This is a genomic window from Chitinophaga dinghuensis (assembly GCF_003259435.1).
GTDB lineage: Bacteria > Bacteroidota > Bacteroidia > Chitinophagales > Chitinophagaceae > Chitinophaga > Chitinophaga dinghuensis.
In genome coordinates, this window is the sequence record NZ_QLMA01000009.1 from 63,744 (window position 1) to 83,839 (window position 20,096).

Genomic DNA, 20,096 nt, shown 5'->3' on the forward strand with positions numbered 1-20,096 from the left:
GTATTATTGAATTAAATTTGCACTCCAATTGAATCACATGACACAATTATCAGAGCAAGAGATTATCCGCCGGGAAAAATTACAGGAGCTGCAGAAACTGGGCATAGATCCATATCCAGCCGCCGAATATCCGGTAAATAGTACTTCCGTAAATATCAAAACAAACTATTCGGAAGAAACAAAGGAGCAATTCCAGGACGTTTGCCTGGCAGGTAGAATCATGAGTGTACGTGACATGGGTAAGGCGGCATTTGTAGAATTGCAGGATGCAGCAGGACGAATCCAGTTATACGTACGCCGGGATGATATTTGCCCTGGAGAAGACAAGACCCTCTATGATGTTGTGTTCAAGAAGCTGGTAGACATTGGCGATTTCATTGGTGTGAAAGGATATGCCTTCGTTACCAAAACCGGTGCAACTTCTGTTCACGTGAGTGAACTGTCTATTTTGGCAAAAGCACTGCGTCCATTACCGATCGTAAAGGAAAAAGAAGGCGAAACCTTCGATGCCGTTACCGATCCGGAATTCAAATACCGTCAACGTTACGCGGACCTGATCATCAATCCTGATGTGAAGAGCGTTTTCATGAAACGTACCAAGATCATGCAAACCATCCGCGATTTCTATAACAACCTCGGATACCTGGAAGTAGAAACGCCTATTCTCCAGCCTATTCCTGGCGGTGCTACTGCACGTCCGTTCATTACACATCATAATGCACTGGATATCCCGTTATACCTGCGTATCGCAAATGAACTGTACCTGAAACGCCTCATTGTAGGTGGTTTTGAAGGGGTATACGAATTTGCAAAAGACTTCCGTAACGAAGGGATGGACCGTACCCATAACCCTGAATTCACCGTTATGGAAATGTACGCCGCTTACAAAGACTACGAGTGGATGATGACCACCACTGAAACCCTCCTGGAAAAAGTAGCGATCGCATTACACGGTACTACACAAGTGCAGGTAGGCGAGAAAGTGATCGATTTCAAAGCGCCTTTCCGTCGTGTAACCATGTTTGAAGCTATCAAAGAACATACAGGTTTTGATATCTCAGAAATGGATGAAGCACAACTGAGAGAAGTATGCAAAAAACTGGAAATCCACGTAGATCCTAAATTCGGAAAAGGTAAACTCATCGATGAGATCTTTGGTGAAAAATGCGAAGGACATTACATCCAACCTACCTTCATCACTGACTATCCGGTAGAAATGAGTCCACTAACCAAAAAGCATCGTAGCAAAGCCGGACTGGTTGAGCGTTTCGAGCTGATGGTGAATGGAAAGGAAATTGCCAATGCATATAGCGAGCTGAATGATCCTATTGATCAACGTGAGCGCTTCGAAGATCAGGTGAAACTGATGGAACGTGGTGATGATGAAGCGATGTATATCGATTACGATTTCCTACGTGCTCTGGAATACGGTATGCCGCCAACCTCCGGTATCGGTATCGGTATCGACAGGCTGACCATGCTGATGACTAATCAGCCGTCTATCCAGGATGTACTGTTCTTCCCGCAGATGAAACCTGAGAAAATGGATTAACATTAAATAACATAAGTAAGAAAGCTGACTGGTAGTAACTGGTCAGCTTTTTGCTTTATAGGGCTGGAACATTTTAGCGAATACTTCGTTAACTTAAGAAGTAACCTAAACACTGCCTATATGAAAACAATGCTCGTTCCGACGGATTTTTCAGACATCGCTTTCAACGCAGCTACCTATGCCGTTGATATGGCGCGTGCTATGGGAGTTGAGAGAGTCGTGCTGTACCATGCTTACGAACTGATAGTACCCATCCCGGATGTACCCACTGCAGTGCCTATGGTAAACGCAGACGACCTGCGGGTATCCAGTATGGAGGGCCTGAACAAAATGACGAAGGAATTGCAGCCATTGGCCGGAGATAAAGTCACCTTGCTGGCAAGGGCAGATAACACCCTGTTGGCCGCTACCATTAATGATGTTTGCAAAGAAGAAGAGGCGGACCTGATCATTATGGGCATTACCGGAGGCAGTAAACTGGAAGAAATTCTGGTAGGTTCCAATACCATCGATGTGGTGAAACATACTACCACACCGGTATTAGTTGTTCCGGCTGTCGCCAGATTCAAACCAATCGAAAAGATCGTGTTTGCCTGTGATATGCGACATGTGGTGGATTCCACACCGGTAGAACTGTTGAAGAAATTATTAAACACCTTTAAAGCAGAACTACATGTAATTAACATCGACCATGAAAGCAAGCATTTTACGCCAGATACGCCATTCGAAACGTTAATGCTGGATACATTACTGGAAGGATATAATCCGGTGTATCATTTTCTGGATAATACAAATATCGTATCGGGCATTGTTGATTTTGCAGAGGCCAATCATGCAGATCTGATTTTGACTATACCTAAGAAGCATGGCCTTTTTGAGAGTATTTTTAAAAGAAGTAGCACCAGTAAGCTGGCATTTAAAACACATGTTCCGTTGCTGACAATACACGAATAATTTTTATACATTTGATTCATTATTAGTAATCATCATAACTACTATGCTTAAACGATCACTGTTAGTATTGCTGGGTGTATTTTGCCTGCATACCAGTCAAGCTCAGATTTTGAATAAACTGAAAAAACTGAGCCAGTCAAAAACCACGACTACATCTACTAGTTCCCTATCCAGTATTACTGAAACCGATGCTGCTTCTGCGATTAAAGAGGCCCTGGCAAACGGTGTAAGCGCTGGTATCCAGAAGCTGAATAAAACAGATGGATTCTTCGGAAGCGACCTTTACAAAATGCTGCTGCCGGATGATGCGGTGAAAATTGGTAATACGCTGCGTCAGCTGGGTATGGGTAAACTGGTAGATAACGCTATTCTCCAGATCAACCGTTCCGCTGAGAAAGCAATGGGCTTTGCTGCGCCAATCTTTGTTGACGCTATCAAGCAAATGACATTGACAGATGCACTGAACCTGGTAAAAGGTGGAAATACTTCTGCTACAGAATACTTCAAAAGCAAAACTACAGATAAACTGAAAGCGGCTTTTGCTCCTGTAATCAAAGGTTCCCTGGATAGCACCATGGCTACTAAATACTACGGCGACCTCATTACCTCCTATAACAAACTGCCGACTACCTTCAACAAGGTAAATCCGGATCTGCAGGACTTTGTGACTACTAAAGCAGTGAATGCACTGTTTGACCAGATTGGTAAGGAAGAAGTGAATATCCGCGCTAATCCTGTTGCACGTACTACAGATATCCTGAAGAAAGTATTCGGTGCGAAATAATTAATTCCACGAAACGTGGATGAAAGCACAAACAAAAAATGACATCTCTCGATGTCATTTTTTGTTTGTAGAATAAGTTACTTACATATTCCCGGAAAGCAATACCTGCCAGGCCTCCTGCACTTTCTCCGCAGCCAGTAGCTGCTTGGCATAGCGATGCAGTTCATTTTCCATCTCATCCGGCGTAATACTATAGTACTGAACGATTTGCTTCAGATGATCATCATTAAAAGCGGGATCTATCACCGGCATTTCGTGTACATTCCCCAGTTGCCCCAGGTTATTACCAGTAAGAATATTGCTGTTTCTGATAGATAACGGTAATGCATCTACGCCGATACCCAATTTCATATTAGGTTTGGCTACTTCAAACACGGCATCTCCGGAAGCGCGACAATAGAAGTCGCCCCCCATGCGGGCTACCAGATCAATTTTATGCGGATCAATTTTGCCGTTTTCGTTCAGGATGTTATCATTGAGGTGAATCATTACAGGCTCACAGATAACAAGGTTACCTGCGCCCCCCTCCTGCCCCGTGGCAATCACTTCTCTCACAATACATTCCATTTGTACCGGACTTTCTTTTACCCGGAAAGGTTTGATCAGTTCGGAAGGAATTGGCGTAAATCCGGCTTTCTCAAATTCATTGATACCCGCTGGATATTCGCAGCTGGCCAGAGAAGTTTGTTGTACCATGGCATAGTTAACCACGTTGATGACTACTTCTTTGTTGAGCAGAATATTTTCCAGTGTATGCTTGACAGTATTATCTCTTACCCGTCTTGCCGGCGAAAAGATAATCGTAGGCGGATTACTCCCGAATATGTTGAAAAAGCTGAATGGCGACAGGTTGGGATTGCCATCTTTATCCAAGGTACTGGCAAAGCAGATGGGCCTTGGCGCAATAGCACCCAGTAGCAGGGCATGCAGCTCATTTGTTTTAATAGACGATGGTACTATCTGCATGAGGATTATGCTTTTTTCTTTAAGGCCAGAATGGAGAAGTCGCTGTCTTCTTTTACGATAGTATTTTTCAGCGTACCCAGACCGGCAATCTCCATTTCCACTACATCACCCGCTTGCAGCCATTGTTCCTGGTAATCAGGGTTATTCAGTTTGCCGGTGCCGTTCAGTTCCAGGAAACATCCTGTACCAACTGTACCGCTACCAATAACATCTCCGGGGAGAATATTAGCGCCATAAGCGCAACGTTCCAGTATCTCCGCAAATGTCCAGTCCATATCCCCCATATTTCCTTCACTCACCTGGATGCCATTCACTTTACAGGTCATTTTCAGGTTATAGTTTTTACCTGTGTGACCCGGTTTTGCCGGGATGAGGAATGATTCCAGTTCATCCGGAGTAACGAGCATTGGCCCGATAACGGTGCTGAAATCCTTACCCTTAGCAGGTCCCAGGTTGAGCTTCATCTCTTCCATCTGTAATGTACGGGCGCTCATATCATTCATAATCATGAAACCGCCGATGTATTCATCTGCTTCTTCTGCCTTGATATTACGACCGGCCTTACATACTACAATCGCTGCTTCCAGTTCGAAATCCAGTTTGTCGAAATGATCCGGCATGCATGAAATTTCTCCAGGACCCTGAATGGCATTGTGATTGGTGAAATAGAAAATGGGATATTCATCAAATTCCGGAATCATATCTACTTTACGGTTACGTCTGGCGGCAGCAACGTGCTGACGGAATGCATAACCATCGCGGCAAGAAGTTGGGAACGGAACTGGCGCAAGAATATGCACACTGTCAAAAGGAATACCAAATGCGGAACCTACTTTTTTACCTGCTTTCAGTTGTGCATCTGCATGTAAAGCAATATCGATGACATCTTCCCAGGCCATGAGAAACATCTGTATGCTGTTGGGCAGATCCGGATGAAGATCCTGTGTATTGTATAATAGTCCATCCACCAGGATGGCCAACTGGTCGGTCTCTTCTCTTAAATACGTAACGAGTTTCATGATAATGTGGTAGTTCTGGTTGTATGATATGAATGGTCAAATATAAGAAAAGTCGCACTGGAGCTTTAGTCCCCGGAATATTTTTTATAAATTCAGTGTAGGGGAAATATTGATGAAGCACGTCATTCTTAATGAACCAAATCGTATATGCTTAGAAGATTGTTGATTACCCTGTGTATGATGCCATTGTTGGCTCAGTCCCAGGTACGAACTGACAGCCTGCCGGAAACGTTAATCCGTGAGCATGCCAGTCCATTTTTAAAACATGTGTTACAGTATCCGGACTCTTTTCGTTATCAACTGATTTATACGCAGATCGACCGAGATAAAAACAATCAGCCACATTTTAAAAATTATTACTTTAACGTTAGCGCAGATACGTATTTCAATCCTGCCAGTACCGTAAAGCTGCCTATTGCCTTGCTGGCCCTGGAAAAGCTCAATGATTTGAAAGTGCAGGGGCTCACCCGGAATACGACTATGCTGACAGACAGCAGTTGGGAAGGACAAGTGACCGTGCATACTGATTCAAGTGCTGCTAATGGGTTGCCTTCTGTTGCGCATTATATCAAGGAGATTTTCCTGATCAGCGATAATGATGCCTATAATCGTTTATACGAGTTCGTTGGGCAGGAGCGGGTGAATAAACGTTTATGGGAGATGGGATACACTCGGACCCGCATTGTTCGCCGCTTTATGCCGCTGAGTGAAGAGGGTAACCGACACACGCCGGCTATTCGTTTTGTGGATAATGGAAAAACCATCTATTCCCAGCCTCCTGCATATAGCACATTGAACTTTGATTATAGCAAAGAGATAGGTATCGGGCAGGGCTTCCTGGACAAGGATGATCACCTGGTGCCTCGTCCGATGGACTTCACCCGGCACAATAATTTCCCATTGGAAGATTTGCAGCAAGTATTACAGTCGGTGATTTTTCCAACATCAATGCCGGAGTCGGGAAGATTTCATCTCACGAAAGACGACTATCAATTTCTTTATCAATACATGTCGGAATACCCCTCTGAGTCGCGATTTCCGAAATACGATACGGCTGAGTATTTCAACAGTTATACAAAATTTTTCTTCTTTAAGGATGGGCGGCGAAACATACCAGACCATATACGTGTATTCAATAAAACAGGTTGGTCTTATGGGTTTCTGACAGATGCCACCTATATCGTAGACTTTAAAAACAAGGTTGAGTTTTTACTAACAGGAACCATATACGTTAATAGTGATGGAATATTGAATGACAATAAGTACGAATATGAAGAAGTAGGTTATCCATTTTTCCGGGAGATGGGTGAGATGTTTTATCAATATGAGCTTCAGCGAAAGCGAGCAAATGTGCCAGATTTGAATAACTTCAGAATAAATTATTCTCAGTAAATTTGCTCCGCATTTTTGAAGTGACCTACTCTACAGGTATTCAGATGCCCGTTACCCAAATTGTATTGATACATAGTTAGATAGGTTTTATTCATTTCCCGTAATTAACTTAAAACTGGGGAGTCATGAAGTTTGAAAAGATTAAGAACAAAGGACAGGCAAGATTATTTGAGAGCCAGTATCTGGAGATGCTCACCAAAACGCATCCTCTGGTAATCTGGGGTATGTATTTGCCAATTATCGGCTATATGTTATACTATAGCCATGACACGCTGGGATTCGCTGTAAGCACTGTTGCGCTGGTATTTTTTGGGGCCATGTTTTTCTGGTCATTCTTTGAGTATATCATGCATCGGTTTATTTTTCACTTTGCAAGCGATCGTCCTAAAGTACAGCGGTTTATTTATGTGATGCATGGTAATCATCATGAGTATCCGAGAGACAAACAGCGTTTATTTATGCCTCCGGTGCCCAGTCTGATACTGGCATCCGCGATTTTTGGAGCACAGTATATTTTCCTGCGTCAGTGGACATTTATGTTCTTTCCTGGATTTTTGCTGGGATACCTGATTTATGGTAGCATGCACTATGCTATTCATGCCTGGAATCCACCTTTTAAATTTTTGAAGCCGTTATGGCGTAATCACCACCTGCATCACTATAAGAGTGAGGATAAAGGGTTTGGTGTAAGTTCTTCTGCGTGGGATGTGGTATTCGGTACCTTCTTTGATTTGGACAAGGAGAAGGAAGATAAAGAGAAAGTGAAAGAACTGATGTTCAACAAATAGCATAAAAAAAACCGGTTGAGATCTCAACCGGTTTTTTTTATGCAATATCATTACCATTTTTCTTCATCATCATCAGGTTGCTGCTGGCGGAAAGAGGCCCTGGAAGCAATCTTTTGCAGTTGTCTCTCTATAATCAATCCTGCAATAGCCTGATACGGCTCTATTTCCAGTTTAGCGGCATCCTGTATGATCTGTTGTACTTTCTTTTCTGATACATCTATCCGGTATAACAGGAATACGAATTGTTGGAAGTCCTTGCTAATTATTTGTTTCAGTCTTTCTGCCAGTTGTTCCCGGAGTACCTCATAACTCACCTGATCGGATATACGTAGTTCGAATGTCTGATTGGCCCATTGAGCGGTTTCCTGTAAGTGATTGGCTGGCAGTGACATATACTATTTCATTTGTTTGATCTTGTAGCTCGCGTTCGTGATAATCTTAACGGGAACGTCTATATCCTTTTTAATACCTTTTGCTCTGTTGGCTTTGTATTTATAGGACCCGTTGAGTTCCATGTTTTGAACGCAAATGTTGGGCAATCCGGAGCTACGGTTAATCAGGTACTGAGATTGTGTGCTACCGCTGATTTCAGCAGTGGCTTTAATATCATCATCTACGGTGATCGTTTGTACTTTATCTGTTTTAATTTTTGCGGTGCCGCCTACTTTAGCGGTTTGTGCATCCCAGGTTTGCAGGTTCCAGTAAAGATCTACAGAACCTACTAAGCCGCCGCGCATAGGTACATTTTCTTCCCATTGGGTACCGGTTTTAATACCATGAGCCGGATACATCACCAGTAATTGTTCCAGCCAGCTGCGGAAAGCCTCGGTACCAAACTGGTCTTTCATCAGTTTTTTATAGGCTTCCTGTTCATCTTTTTTCAGATTGGAGAAAGCCGATTCGGCCCCTTCCAGCAGATCGTCCAGACCATCGATTTTGGTGATGATACCGGTAGACGTCAGTTCCACGGTGAAAGGTTTTTTCAGAATATTTTTAAGTCCGGCCTGGAATGGTTCTGTTGATTCAGGACCTTTCGCATCTACGGCGATATTGGTATTTTTTGCGTTGAAATTGAACTTCAGGTCTTTGTAGTAGAAGCTCAGTATTGCTTTACCTGGTATCACGTCTTTTACGTCAATAACAATGATGTTGTTATAATCGCGGGTAGTACGCCTTTGGGCGCCGTTAACAGTCATGTATGTTTCTGAGCGACTTTTCTGTTCCAGTTCGAATTGTTCACCTTTGTTGAAGGTATAATGAAGATCAACGTATTCCTGTGCCTGGACCTGTGTGGCCGCTATGACCATCGTGAGGGCTATTCCGAGTATTCTTTTCATTACAGCATTTATTTTATCAAACGTATTTTTCAATTACACCAAGACCGAACAAAGCGAAATCATATTTTGCCGGATCGTCCGGATCGAGTTTTTTCAGCGCATGTGTCAACGACACTGCAGTTTTCCAGTCGGCTTTAGGGTTTGAAATAATACCGAGCCTGGTAGCAACCCTGCTCACGTGTACGTCCATAGGGCATACAAGTTGAGATGGTGAGATGTGGTTCCATAGTCCAAAATCCACGCCATTTTCATCCTGGCGAACCATCCATCTAAGGTACATATTCAGCCGCTTGCAAGCGCTGTTTCGTGCTGGTGTGGAGATATGTTTTCTCGTTCTTTCCGGATGTTCCAGCGCGAAGAAAACCTTGTGAAACCCCAGTAATCCTTTCTCCACATTCTCATCTTCTTCCGACATATGGCTGCTGAATGCGAATTCCAGAGAGGTTACATTGGAATAGTAATGCTGGAGGAATTCTACGAAATACAGCAGATCCAGACCGTTGAAAGTCCGGTGCACAAAAGACATCAGTTGCATTCTTTCGCGGGGTTGATGGTTACGGATATAGTCATATGGACTATTATCCATCATTTTCATCAGTTCCCTGCATTTATTGATGATAGTTGTTCTGTTACCCCAGGCGAGGATGGCAGCGAACAGGCCGGCTATCTCTATGTCCTGCAATTTGCTGAAGCTGTGCGGGATAATAATCGGATCATTCTTGATAAAATCAGGTTGATTATACTGCGCTGCTTTGGCATCCAGGAAATCGCGTAACTGCTCGATCTTCATAATACAATGTCGTGTGTATCAACAGTCATACCGCATGCGTACAGGCGTATATGCGTGTAAGTATGCGGTATGCAAACTGAGGATATGGTTTACTGCAATTTGATAGCGGTAAAGATAGCGGTTACCGGCCATCTTTGTATTATCCGATCGCTTTTTTCAGGTCTTCTACCAGATCGTCGGCATCTTCGATACCGACACTGAGGCGGATCAGGCTATCGGCCAGGCCATTTTTGATTCTTTCTTCCCTTGGGATGGAGGCATGAGTCATGGTAGCGGGGTGTCCGATCAGGGATTCTACGCCGCCTAAGGATTCTGCCAGGGAGAAAAGATGGGTATTGCTGAGCACACGATTGGCCGATTCCAGGCTATCGTCTTTCAATGTAAAAGATATCATGCCACCGAAGCCTCTCATCTGGGCTTTAGCGATATCGTGATTCGGATGATCCGGGAATCCTGCCCAATAGACCTTATCTACTTTAGGGTGGTTACGGAGGTAGTTGGCAATGACAGCACCGTTCTCACAGTGGCGTTGCATACGAACATGCAGTGTTTTGATGCCTCTGAGTACGAGGAAGCAATCCTGCGGGCCCGGAACGCCGCCGGTACTGTTCTGGATAAAGTACAGTTGCTGGGCCAGCGCTTCATTTTTTACAATGACGGCGCCGTGTACCACATCGCTATGGCCGCCAAGGTATTTGGTAGCGGAATGCACCACGATGTCCGCACCCAGGTCCAGTGGATTCTGGAGGTAGGGAGATGCGAATGTATTGTCGACCGCCAGGAGCACTTCATTTTTCCGTGCTATTTGTGCAGCTGCTTGAATATCAATGATATTGAGTAATGGATTGGTAGGTGTTTCAATCCAGATCATTTTCGTTTTAGGGGTGATATGCGCCTCGATATTACGGGCATCCTGCATGGGAATGAAGGTGAAATTCAGTCCGTATTTAGCGAATACCTTGGTAAAGATGCGGTAGGTGCCTCCGTATAAATCGTTGGTGGCGATGATTTCATCGCCGGGATTGAGGAGTTTAAGAACAGCATCTGTTGCAGCGAGGCCACTGCCGAAGCAAATGCCGTGCGTACCGTTTTCAATGGCGGCGAGGGCATTCTGGAGGGCATCGCGGGTTGGGTTTTGGGTGCGGGCGTATTCGTACCCTTTATGTTGTCCGGGGGCGGACTGAACGTAAGTAGATGTCTGGAAAATGGGGGTCATGATGGCCCCTGTAGACGGGTCGGGAGCTACACCTGCGTGTATGAGTTTGGTACCCAGCTTCATGTCTTAAATATTTTATAATGAACAATTTCTGGTGGTAACCAAATATACGCCCTTTAGAGAAAGAAAGGGGAAACAAAAAAGAGGGGTAAAAATGACTTATTGAGGGATTAACGGTTGTCCATTTTAGCTAATATTAGAATATTATCGTATTATTTATTACGCTTACGAACAATTTTTCAGCGTTCACCAAAACGGGAGTAACGGCAAAGATTAAACGAATTAAATTTGTTTTAGGTTTTTCATAGGATATGGTTAAAATTTTTAAGGCGGTATTCTTACCGCCTTTCTTTATTTCTTCTATTTTGATTTTTTAGGAGTGGCATCTGACCATTTGATAGGCAGATTTACGCTTACTCTATCCCAGGCAATGATCAGGTTAGCGCCTGGATCAGCTTTTTCGAAAACCATGGTAAAGGCTTCTACCGGGGTATTGAGTGAAATAACTGGCAGGGTGGTTCTTACCACATCTTTAGCAGGATCATATTTGAAAGCGCCCCAGATATCTGTTTCCCGATTGATGATAATGGTCCAGTTCTTCTCTGTAGGAATCGCATACATGGTATAACGACCTTTAGGAACGGCTTTACCTGCGATGATAACCGGGCGGAAGAATTCTATTTCCGTCGCTTCGTTGGCTCCCAGTCGCCATATTTTACCATACTCTTCCAGGTTACCGAATATATCGCGGCCTTTGGTTTGCGGACGGCTGTAGATTACTCTGGCGATCAGTGGTCCGGCAGATTCGCCTTTCACTTTTACAACGTAAGGGTACATTACAGGGTAATAGGCCATGTCCATAGGGCTGGCATCCAGCGGCGGTAATTTTTTATCCTGAGCGCCAGCGCTTAAACAGAACATGCCCATCATAAAGGCAACTATCATTGCTTTTTTCATCTTCCGGAAAGTATTTTTTCTTGATATGGAAATTCGGCCCCAAACCTAGACATTTTTGGTCAATCCAAAAAGGCGGAGGCCTTATATTAACAGCGTTTAAAGGTTCTTTATTGTATCGAGACTTTTCACATACGCTTCCAGTTCGGGGAAGAATTCCTGGTAACAGGATTTCAGGGCGTCATAATGTTCCATGAAGGTGGCGAATATGACTTCTCCTGGCGTATCCAGGTATTGGGCTCTGCGACTTACGCCACGGATGGCGCTGGAAATACCATCGGTTGTACGGTAATTGTACAGCCAGTCAAATTCCCGCATGTATTTGAACATCTGAAGGAATCCGGCAGGGAGGGTATTCCCTTTGCTTTCAATCGTCTGGTAAACGTAACGGGTAAACGAATAAAGCGATTCGTCTGTAAAGCGGGAAGGGTCTGTAGCGAGGAAATGATCGAAGATAAGATCTGTGAATACGCCGCTATAGAGCCTTGCCGAAGCACGGAAATAGGTTTTAGCCTGAAAGGTCACCGGATGCTGGTCTGTAAAACTATCAATAGCGCGGTGAACGAGGATACCTTTCCTCACCCCTTCCTCCTGTAATTCGAGTTGCTTTCTCCCTTTGACAAAGTCGGCAATCAGGTTGCCGGTGATCAGATCGGGATGGCGGAACGACAGGTATGCATGGGCCAGGTGGTTCATAATGAAGCAGTAAGTTCTTGTTACAACAAATGTAACTCATCACGCCGATCTCCCCAATTCCATCCTATTTAACAGTCTTTTAACTTTTAATCATGCAACATTTCTTCATTGGCACCAACTAACAGTGTATTAAAGCTCTTACTGGCAGTGCTTTAGGGGAAATGGAACAGAAGTGACAACAAGTAATGCTTTACTGGTACAAAATAGTGCCATCAGTAAAGAATGGCTTGACCACTCGCCCCTTCTCGCTGTACTTTTGAGTCATCAAACAAACAAAAACACAAACGAACAAATTAATCTCAAAACCAATTCAAAATTCAAAGCCATGAAAAAGCTCTTATTTGCCGTAGTTGCTGCCTTGACCCTGACTGCTTCCAGCGTATATGCAACCACCTATGAGACTGCTGTTAGCAACAAATTAAAAGTGTCATTCCGTGATGCATTTGCGAATGTTAAAGATGTTAAATGGTATACAGACGATAACAAAACATTCACCGCTAAATTCACCCTGAACAATACCCTGGTGAGTGCATACTTTGATGCAGATGGTCAGTTGCTGGTAACTTCCCGTGTGATTGAAGCTGAAAGCCTGCCTTTAGCAGTTGTTAACAGAATGATGAAAAAATATCCTGGTAACAAAATCAGCTCTGTAGTAGAATATGAATCAGCTGGCGGTACTGTATATATGATTATGCTCGAAGGCGAAAAATACTGGACTAAACTGAGAGCAGATGAAAATGGTACCATCGTACTGAAAGAACGTCTTCAGAAAGCTTAATTGACTACTGGTTACCGATAAAAAGTCCCATAACACCATCACCAGCAAATTTATCTTAACTTTGCCTCCTATTAAGGCTTTATTAGCCAGGCTGTTAATGTATAAATGATTAAATGACATGAATAAGGGACCTGTTTCTCAATTTATCCAGCACCATTACCGTCACTTCAATGCTGCTGCATTAGTGGATGCTGCCAAAGGATATGAAACGCATTTGCTGGAAGGTGGTAAAATGATGGTGACCTTGGCTGGTGCCATGAGTACGGCTGAATTGGGCATCTCCTTCGCGGAAATGATCCGTCAGGGTAAAGTAGATATCATTTCTTGTACTGGTGCAAACCTGGAAGAAGATATCATGAACCTGGTAGCTCATACCCACTACAAACGAGTACCTAACTACCGCGACCTGAGCCCGCAGGAAGAATGGGAGCTGCTGGAGCAAGGCTTCAACCGCGTAACTGATACCTGCATTCCTGAAGAAGAGGCTTTCCGTCGCATTCAGCAACATATCCATAAAATCTGGAAAGACGCGGAAGAAAAAGGCGAACGCTATTTCCCGCATGAATTCATGTACAAACTGCTCCTGAGCGGTGTGATGAAAGAGCACTACGAGATCGATCCTAAAAATAGCTGGATGCTCGCTGCTGCTGAGAAAAACATTCCAATCATCGTTCCAGGATGGGAAGACAGTACAATGGGTAACATCTTCGCTTCCTACTGCATCAAAGGAGATCTGAAAACTTCTACCATGAAATCTGGTATCGAGTATATGATCTTCCTGTCTGAATGGTATCGCCAAAACTCCGCTGGAAAAGGCGTAGGCTTCTTCCAAATCGGTGGTGGTATCGCAGGGGACTTCCCTATCTGCGTGGTGCCAATGATGTACCAGGATCTGGAATGGACAGATGTTCCTTTCTGGAGCTACTTCTGCCAGATTTCGGATTCTACTACTTCGTATGGTTCTTACTCCGGTGCCGTTCCTAACGAAAAAATCACCTGGGGTAAACTGGATATTCACACACCTAAGTTTATCGTGGAATCAGATGCTACTATCGTAGCGCCACTGATCTTCGCTTATATCCTTGGCTGGTAGTCAATAACAGATCATTAGGGAAAAAGTCGTAACGCTCAGCGTCACGACTTTTTTTTATGTCTTATCGCCTGTAGTATGTACAGGCGCCATCATGTAAAAATGATATCCACCCTGCAGGTAAAGCAAGGTATTAGGGCCAGCAGCACTTTCAGTAGTGAAACTCTTAGACATTTATGACACGCCCTTAATAAAAGTGGTGCCATTCGCAGCAGGATAATCAAAGAAACAAATCTGCCGCAATACCGTCCGCAAACAACCGGCCAGCCTGGGTTAGACGAATATGCGTTCCCTGTTGTACCATCCATCCTTTAGCAAGGTAACGTTGACTTTGCATGGTCAGTTGCTTCGCGAGGTCTACGCCAAAGCGCTCCTCCACCCAACCGAGATCACAGCCTGCCTTGGTACGCAGAGAAGTCATGATATACTCGTTGAACTGCATCTCCACAGATAATGTTTCCAGTTCAAAGGGGATTTTTCCAGCGCCAATACTTTTTATATACAAGGCATTATTCGCCACATTCCATTGACGGGAATGCCCGTTGAAGGAATGTGCCGATGGCCCCAATCCCAGATAAGATAAGCCTTTCCAGTAACTGCTGTTATGCTGGCTATGCCATCCTGGTAATGCAAAATTGGAGATTTCATAATGCTCATATCCCGCTTCTTCCATCCAGGTCATCAGCATTTCAAAATGACGTGCCGCCCTTTCCGGATCAACCGCTTCCATTTTCTTTTTACGAATAAAGCTATCCAGGGCAGTTCCTGGCTCCACTGTCAATGCATAACAGGAAAGATGAGGAATTCCCAGGGAGATGGCTTCCTGTACATTCTGCTTCCACCCCTCATCAGAGAGGCCAGGGCCTCCATAGATCAGGTCAATGGTGATATTATTGAATCCTGCCGCCTTAGCCTGGATGATGCACTCTTTTGCCTGTGTACTGTTATGGGCGCGGTTCATCCATTGCAGGTCTGCCTCATGGAATGACTGTACCCCTATACTCAGTCGGTTGATGCCCAGCGATTTCAATTCCTGTAGCTTGGCTGCATCCAGATCGTCGGGATTGGCTTCCAGGGTTATTTCCGCGTCAGGCGCTATACTAAAATATTGCCGGAGCTTATCCAGAATAGATTGTAACTCTTCCCGGGAAAGTAAACTCGGGGTGCCACCGCCAAAATAAACGGTGTGAATGGTGTCGTTTCCTAAGTAGTGCTGTTGCAGTTCGATTTCCTGCAATATGCTTTTCACCATGGCCTCTTTTTGTGACATAGAGGTGGAAAAGTGAAAATTGCAGTAATAACAAGCCTGTTTGCAGAACGGAATATGTATATAAATGCCGGACATGAATGCTGTGCTTATCCCTGATGGCTATCCGCCAACTATGGAGTATTTTAATATCTTTGCAAACATCAAAATTACGTTGCAATTTTGTTTTGTGAACAGGATGCCTTTATTTGCCATTCTTTCAAATCATTGAAAAATCATTTCCTGGTGCGCCACTGGTTATTGCTATTTTTTACAATCTGTTATCTGCCCTTGATGGCCCAAAATGCAGACTCTGCTCATACAGCGGCGCCTGCGAAACCTGTAATCCGTACCAGTACGGATACTACGCGACCGAAACCAAAAGTAGCCAAACCCCGCACCGATTCCGCTCATAGAACAGTGGTAAGACGAGATTCGGTTAAAACAGTGCCAAGGAGAGATACCGTGGCGGTGAAACGGGATACTGCCCATGTAGCGCCGGTAATAGCTGCCCTACCTGTAGATACTACTAAGAAAGCAACAGATAGCGCTGTGGTGGCGGCTCCGCCGAAACCCAAGCCTGTGTCTGCCTACGATATATACATGAAAAAACTGGCCGCAGAGAATATTTTCCTGAAACCAGGAAAACCTTCTTTCAGGGATGTCAATATTATGCGTCCTTTCAGAGATCTGGACTGGATGGTGTATGTGGTGGCCGGAGTAGTGCTGCTGATCAGTATTATTCGACTGGCATACCAAAAATATTTTCATGATTTATTCAGGGCCTTTCTGAATCCTACACTCAGTCAGCGTCAGTTAAAAGACCAGTTATCACAGTCTCCTTTTCCGAATTTTCTGTTCAATGCCTTCTTCATTGTTTCTCTTGGAATGTACCTTTACCTGGTACTGTATCGCAAGCAGGTATTCCCGCAGGCGGAGCCATGGATGCTGATTCCGGGCTTGATTGCACTGGTAGCATTAGTGTATGGAACAAAGTATGTGGTATTGCGTTTCTGTGGATGGTTATTTGGTAATGCAGACCTTGCTGATGCTTATATTTTCATTCTCTATCTGATTAACAAGATCTTAGGGGTGCTGTTGGTGCCGTTTGTGGTAATTTTGGCATTCTGTAGTCCGCAAATTGCACAGACCTTCCTTTATATTTCGATATTTTTCATTATATTACTAGTTATTTACCGGTATATTAGATCTTATTCACTGGTAAAGCAGTATCTATCCTTCAGCAAATTGCATTTTTTTCTTTACCTTTGCGCATTCGAAGTAGCGCCGGTTTTGATATTAACCAAGGTGCTGCTGAATATCTGGTTAACTGGTAATCCGTGATTACCGCCTATTGTTAACACAAGAGCAATTTAAAGTATGATTAAAGGCGGGCCAAAAAAAGACTTGCAAGGTAAACAAGTTCAGTCAATCCTAATTTCTCAACCTAAGCCTGAAACAGAAAAGTCTCCTTATTTTGATCTGGCTAAAAAGTTCAACGTTAAACTGGACTTTTTCCCGTTCATTCGAGTAGAAGGGTTACCTGCAAAGGAATTCAGGAAGCAGAAAATTGATATTCTGAATTACACAGCCGTAATTTTTACCAGTAGAAATGCTGTTGACCACTTTTTCCGAATCTGTGAGGAGATGAAAGTCAAGGTCTCACAGGATTGTAAGTATTTCTGTATCACAGAAGCTGTCGCACTCTATTTACAGAAGTTTATTCTGTACCGCAAGCGTAAGGTATTTTACGGTGCCGACGGTTCTACGAAAGGAGTACTGGAAGTGATGAACAAGCATAAGGACAACGAGAAGTTCCTGTTCCCTAGCGCAGACAGCCAGAAGAAAGACATTGAGGAGTGGTTGAAAACAAACAAATGTGAGTATGCTACAGCAACCCTTTACAGAACTGTTTCCAATGATGTAAAAGAGTTACTGGCTACTAACAAGTACGACATGATCGTTTTCTTCAGTCCTTATGGTGTAAAATCGCTGTTTGAAAATGTGCCGGGGTTTGAGCAGAATGGCACCAAGATTGGCGCATTCGGTCCTACTACCTCTGCGGCCGTTGAAGAAGCAGGATTACGACTTGATGTAAAAGCGCCAGCTCCGCAAGCGCCGAGCATGGTAGCAGCACTGGAACAATTCCTTGCGACAAGCAACAAAAAGTAAGCGTATATCGCTTAAAATAACTGACTGGGACAGCTTTAAGGCTGTCCCTTTTTATTTGATGCAATCCCAGCGCAGTGCACATGAAAAAATAATGCAGAATAATTCTTAAAAATAAATTTCTTTGCATCACTAACTGTCTATTCCAATTCAAATTGAATATCCTCTTATGAATAAGCTGATTGGCGAAACCAGCCCTTATCTGTTGCAGCATGCACATAATCCGGTAGAATGGTATCCTTGGGGTACAGAAGCCCTGAATAAGGCGGTACAGGAGAACAAGCCTATACTGGTCAGCATTGGATATGCTGCCTGTCACTGGTGTCACGTGATGGAAAGAGAAAGTTTTGAGGATCAGGATACTGCGCGTATCATGAACGAACACTTTATCAACATCAAGATTGACCGGGAAGAGAGGCCAGATCTGGATCATATTTACATGGATGCAGTGCAGGCTATGACAGGCGCTGGTGGTTGGCCACTGAATGTTTTCCTGACGCCGGACAGAAAGCCATTTTACGGCGGTACCTACTTCCCTCCTGTTCAGGCATATAACCGTCCTTCCTGGAAAGACGTACTACTTTCGATTTCTGATGCATTTACCAATAAACGGGATGAAATAGAGGGGCAGGCCGACAATCTGACCCAGCATCTGGAACAGGCCAGTCAGTTTGGTATTCAGGGCGGGTTAGATCTGAAACTCCCGGTAGAAGAGCTTTTTACTAAAGCACAGGCAGATACTATTTGTGAGAATATTTTAAAACAGGCAGATACTACCTGGGGTGGATTTGGTCGTGCACCAAAATTCCCGCAGACGTTTACCATTTCCTGGTTACTGCGATATCATCATTATACAAAGCAGGAGAAGGCATTGGAGCAGGCGTTATTGTCGCTCGACAAAATGCTGCAGGGTGGGATTTATGATCAGCTGGGAGGCGGTTTTGCCCGTTATTCCACAGATGAGAAGTGGCTGGCGCCTCATTTTGAGAAGATGTTGTATGATAATGCCTTGCTGGTAGATGTCCTTTGTGATGCTTACCAGATGACGAAGAATGAGGTATATGCTAATACTATAAAAGAAACGTTGGAGTTTATATCCCGGGAGATGACATCTGCTGAGGGCGGCTTCTATGCCGCATTGGATGCGGATTCTGAGGGTGTTGAGGGAAAGTTTTATACCTGGAGTGCGGCGGAAATCAGGCAGGTACTGGGAGAGCATGCAGACGTGTTTTGTGCGTTTTATGATGTAAGCGAGCATGGGAATTGGGAGGAGACGAATATTCTCTGGATACAACAGCCACTGGAACAATTTGCGGCTGAGCGGGGATATAATGCTGCTGAATTGGGCGCTACATTGAAAGCTTGCAGGGAAAAACTGCTGGAGGTACGCGCAGGGAGAATACGGCCAGGGCTGGACGATAAGATCCTCCTGGGATGGAATGCACTGATGGCGCATGCTTATTGCCGGGCTTTTGCTGTATTGGGAGAAGAAGGCTATCGGGAAGCGGCTATACGGAATATTAAATTTTGTATGCACCATTTCCGCATAAAAGAGGGCGCTCCTGCGTTCTATCATACCTGGAAGGATGGGACGGCGAAGTATCCGGCATTTTTGGATGACTATGCCTATCTGATCAGGGCGTTGATAGCGTTGGGAGAGATAACCGGTGATCTGGATCATCTTTATTCAGCCCGGGAGCTTACTACCTTTGTTACGACCCGTTTTTCGGACGATAGTGGGAAATATTATTATTATACGATTGATGATCAGAACGACGTTATAGTCAGGAAGAAGGAAGTTTATGATGGCGCAACCCCTAGTGGCAATGGAATAATGGTACAGAACCTTTGGGCACTTTCTGTTGTTTTCGGTGATAAGCAATTGATGGAAAAGGCGATAGGAGCGGTTTCCGGCTTGGCACAGACCGCGGTACGATACCCCACTTCATTTGGCGTATGGGCGTCCCAGTTATTACAGTTTGTGGAGGGGACTGCTGAAATTGCCGTAGTAGGTAAAGATTACCGGGAGAGAATGGCGGATGCGGGCAAATGGTTTATTCCGTATCGGGTATTAGTCGGAGCAGAAAAAAATAAGGAAGATATCCCCCTGTTGACAGACAGGTACCGTGAAAATGACACACTGGTTTACTTATGTAAAGATTATCATTGTATTAAGCCCGTCTTTTATATAAGTGAAATTATTAATTTAATTTAATATTTATGTAACTTGCACCCCGTAAGGGGCGTGATGAATTCGGTAAATGTTGATACATGCATATAATAAAATGTTAAAAAATACGTTTAAATTAGTTACCGGGTCGCTTCATGTCGAATTGAAAAAGTTGGATAAAAAGTAACTACGGAT

The 20,096-nt window shown here is 44.1% G+C and carries 19 protein-coding genes; 10 read left to right on the top strand and 9 right to left on the bottom strand.

Going from position 1 to position 20,096, the window contains the following annotated elements; translation table 11 throughout:
* The first annotated feature begins 37 nt into the window (after positions 1-37).
* The 3 genes from lysS to CLV59_RS23820 all read left to right on the top strand — a co-directional run bounded on the left by lysS (position 38) and on the right by CLV59_RS23820 (position 3,290).
* Positions 38-1,552, top strand: coding sequence for a lysine--tRNA ligase (lysS, locus tag CLV59_RS23810; protein ID WP_111594606.1), 1,515 nt, complete (start codon positions 38-40; stop codon positions 1,550-1,552).
* Positions 1,553-1,672: 120 nt separating this feature from the next.
* Positions 1,673-2,506 (top strand): universal stress protein, encoded by an 834-nt coding sequence (locus CLV59_RS23815; RefSeq protein WP_111594607.1) that lies wholly within the window; start codon positions 1,673-1,675, stop codon positions 2,504-2,506.
* 43 nt (positions 2,507-2,549) lie between these two features.
* Positions 2,550-3,290 carry a DUF4197 domain-containing protein gene (locus CLV59_RS23820; RefSeq protein WP_111594608.1) on the top strand — a complete coding sequence of 247 codons (741 nt, stop codon included), beginning with the start codon at positions 2,550-2,552 and terminating at the stop codon, positions 3,288-3,290.
* Positions 3,291-3,371: 81 nt separating this feature from the next.
* Here CLV59_RS23820 and CLV59_RS23825 read toward each other — a convergent pair whose 3' ends face one another.
* Together CLV59_RS23825 and CLV59_RS23830 are read right to left on the bottom strand one after the other, a co-directional pair.
* Positions 3,372-4,256 carry a flavin reductase family protein gene (locus CLV59_RS23825; RefSeq protein ID WP_111594609.1) on the bottom strand — a complete coding sequence of 295 codons (885 nt, stop codon included), beginning with the start codon at positions 4,254-4,256 and terminating at the stop codon, positions 3,372-3,374.
* A 5-nt stretch (positions 4,257-4,261) separates the two neighbouring features.
* Positions 4,262-5,275 (bottom strand): fumarylacetoacetate hydrolase family protein, encoded by a 1,014-nt coding sequence (locus CLV59_RS23830; protein ID WP_111594610.1) that lies wholly within the window; start codon positions 5,273-5,275, stop codon positions 4,262-4,264.
* A 147-nt stretch (positions 5,276-5,422) separates the two neighbouring features.
* Here CLV59_RS23830 and CLV59_RS23835 point away from each other — a divergent pair, with 147 nt between their 5' ends.
* On the top strand, positions 5,423-6,667 hold the full coding sequence (locus tag CLV59_RS23835; protein ID WP_111594611.1) for a serine hydrolase: 1,245 nt from the start codon (positions 5,423-5,425) through the stop codon (positions 6,665-6,667).
* Between the two features lie 125 nt (positions 6,668-6,792).
* Entirely contained in the window at positions 6,793-7,455 is a 663-nt protein-coding gene (locus CLV59_RS23840; protein WP_111594612.1) for a sterol desaturase family protein, read from the top strand.
* Between the two features lie 50 nt (positions 7,456-7,505).
* Here CLV59_RS23840 and CLV59_RS23845 read toward each other — a convergent pair whose 3' ends face one another.
* The 6 genes from CLV59_RS23845 to CLV59_RS23870 all read right to left on the bottom strand — a co-directional run bounded on the left by CLV59_RS23845 (position 7,506) and on the right by CLV59_RS23870 (position 12,448).
* A complete protein-coding gene (locus CLV59_RS23845; RefSeq protein WP_111594613.1) occupies positions 7,506-7,847 on the bottom strand; it encodes a hypothetical protein in 342 nt (113 codons plus the stop codon).
* A gap of 3 nt (positions 7,848-7,850) precedes the next feature.
* Positions 7,851-8,792: a DUF6263 family protein gene (locus tag CLV59_RS23850; protein WP_146616291.1), complete on the bottom strand. Its 942-nt coding sequence runs from the start codon at positions 8,790-8,792 to the stop codon at positions 7,851-7,853.
* A gap of 16 nt (positions 8,793-8,808) precedes the next feature.
* Positions 8,809-9,582 carry a TIGR02757 family protein gene (locus tag CLV59_RS23855; RefSeq protein ID WP_111594615.1) on the bottom strand — a complete coding sequence of 258 codons (774 nt, stop codon included), beginning with the start codon at positions 9,580-9,582 and terminating at the stop codon, positions 8,809-8,811.
* A 139-nt stretch (positions 9,583-9,721) separates the two neighbouring features.
* Positions 9,722-10,861 carry a cystathionine gamma-synthase gene (locus tag CLV59_RS23860; protein ID WP_111594616.1) on the bottom strand — a complete coding sequence of 380 codons (1,140 nt, stop codon included), beginning with the start codon at positions 10,859-10,861 and terminating at the stop codon, positions 9,722-9,724.
* 297 nt (positions 10,862-11,158) lie between these two features.
* Entirely contained in the window at positions 11,159-11,755 is a 597-nt protein-coding gene (locus CLV59_RS23865) for a DUF2911 domain-containing protein (RefSeq protein ID WP_170137905.1), read from the bottom strand.
* 96 nt (positions 11,756-11,851) lie between these two features.
* Positions 11,852-12,448 carry an acyl carrier protein phosphodiesterase gene (locus tag CLV59_RS23870; protein WP_111594617.1) on the bottom strand — a complete coding sequence of 199 codons (597 nt, stop codon included), beginning with the start codon at positions 12,446-12,448 and terminating at the stop codon, positions 11,852-11,854.
* 325 nt (positions 12,449-12,773) lie between these two features.
* Here CLV59_RS23870 and CLV59_RS23875 point away from each other — a divergent pair, with 325 nt between their 5' ends.
* On the top strand, positions 12,774-13,226 hold the full coding sequence (locus CLV59_RS23875; protein ID WP_146616292.1) for a hypothetical protein: 453 nt from the start codon (positions 12,774-12,776) through the stop codon (positions 13,224-13,226).
* A gap of 118 nt (positions 13,227-13,344) precedes the next feature.
* Complete coding sequence (locus CLV59_RS23880; RefSeq protein WP_111594619.1) at positions 13,345-14,319, top strand: deoxyhypusine synthase family protein; 975 nt, start codon at positions 13,345-13,347, stop codon at positions 14,317-14,319.
* Between the two features lie 217 nt (positions 14,320-14,536).
* Here CLV59_RS23880 and hemW read toward each other — a convergent pair whose 3' ends face one another.
* Positions 14,537-15,661: a radical SAM family heme chaperone HemW gene (gene hemW, locus CLV59_RS23885; protein WP_111594620.1), complete on the bottom strand. Its 1,125-nt coding sequence runs from the start codon at positions 15,659-15,661 to the stop codon at positions 14,537-14,539.
* 195 nt (positions 15,662-15,856) lie between these two features.
* Here hemW and CLV59_RS23890 point away from each other — a divergent pair, with 195 nt between their 5' ends.
* From CLV59_RS23890 to CLV59_RS23900, 3 genes are all read left to right on the top strand, one after another.
* Complete coding sequence (locus CLV59_RS23890) at positions 15,857-16,906, top strand: DUF4271 domain-containing protein (protein ID WP_146616293.1); 1,050 nt, start codon at positions 15,857-15,859, stop codon at positions 16,904-16,906.
* A gap of 36 nt (positions 16,907-16,942) precedes the next feature.
* Entirely contained in the window at positions 16,943-17,734 is a 792-nt protein-coding gene (locus tag CLV59_RS23895; RefSeq protein WP_111594622.1) for a uroporphyrinogen-III synthase, read from the top strand.
* A 166-nt stretch (positions 17,735-17,900) separates the two neighbouring features.
* A complete protein-coding gene (locus CLV59_RS23900; protein WP_111594623.1) occupies positions 17,901-19,946 on the top strand; it encodes a thioredoxin domain-containing protein in 2,046 nt (681 codons plus the stop codon).
* The last annotated feature ends 150 nt before the right edge of the window (positions 19,947-20,096 follow it).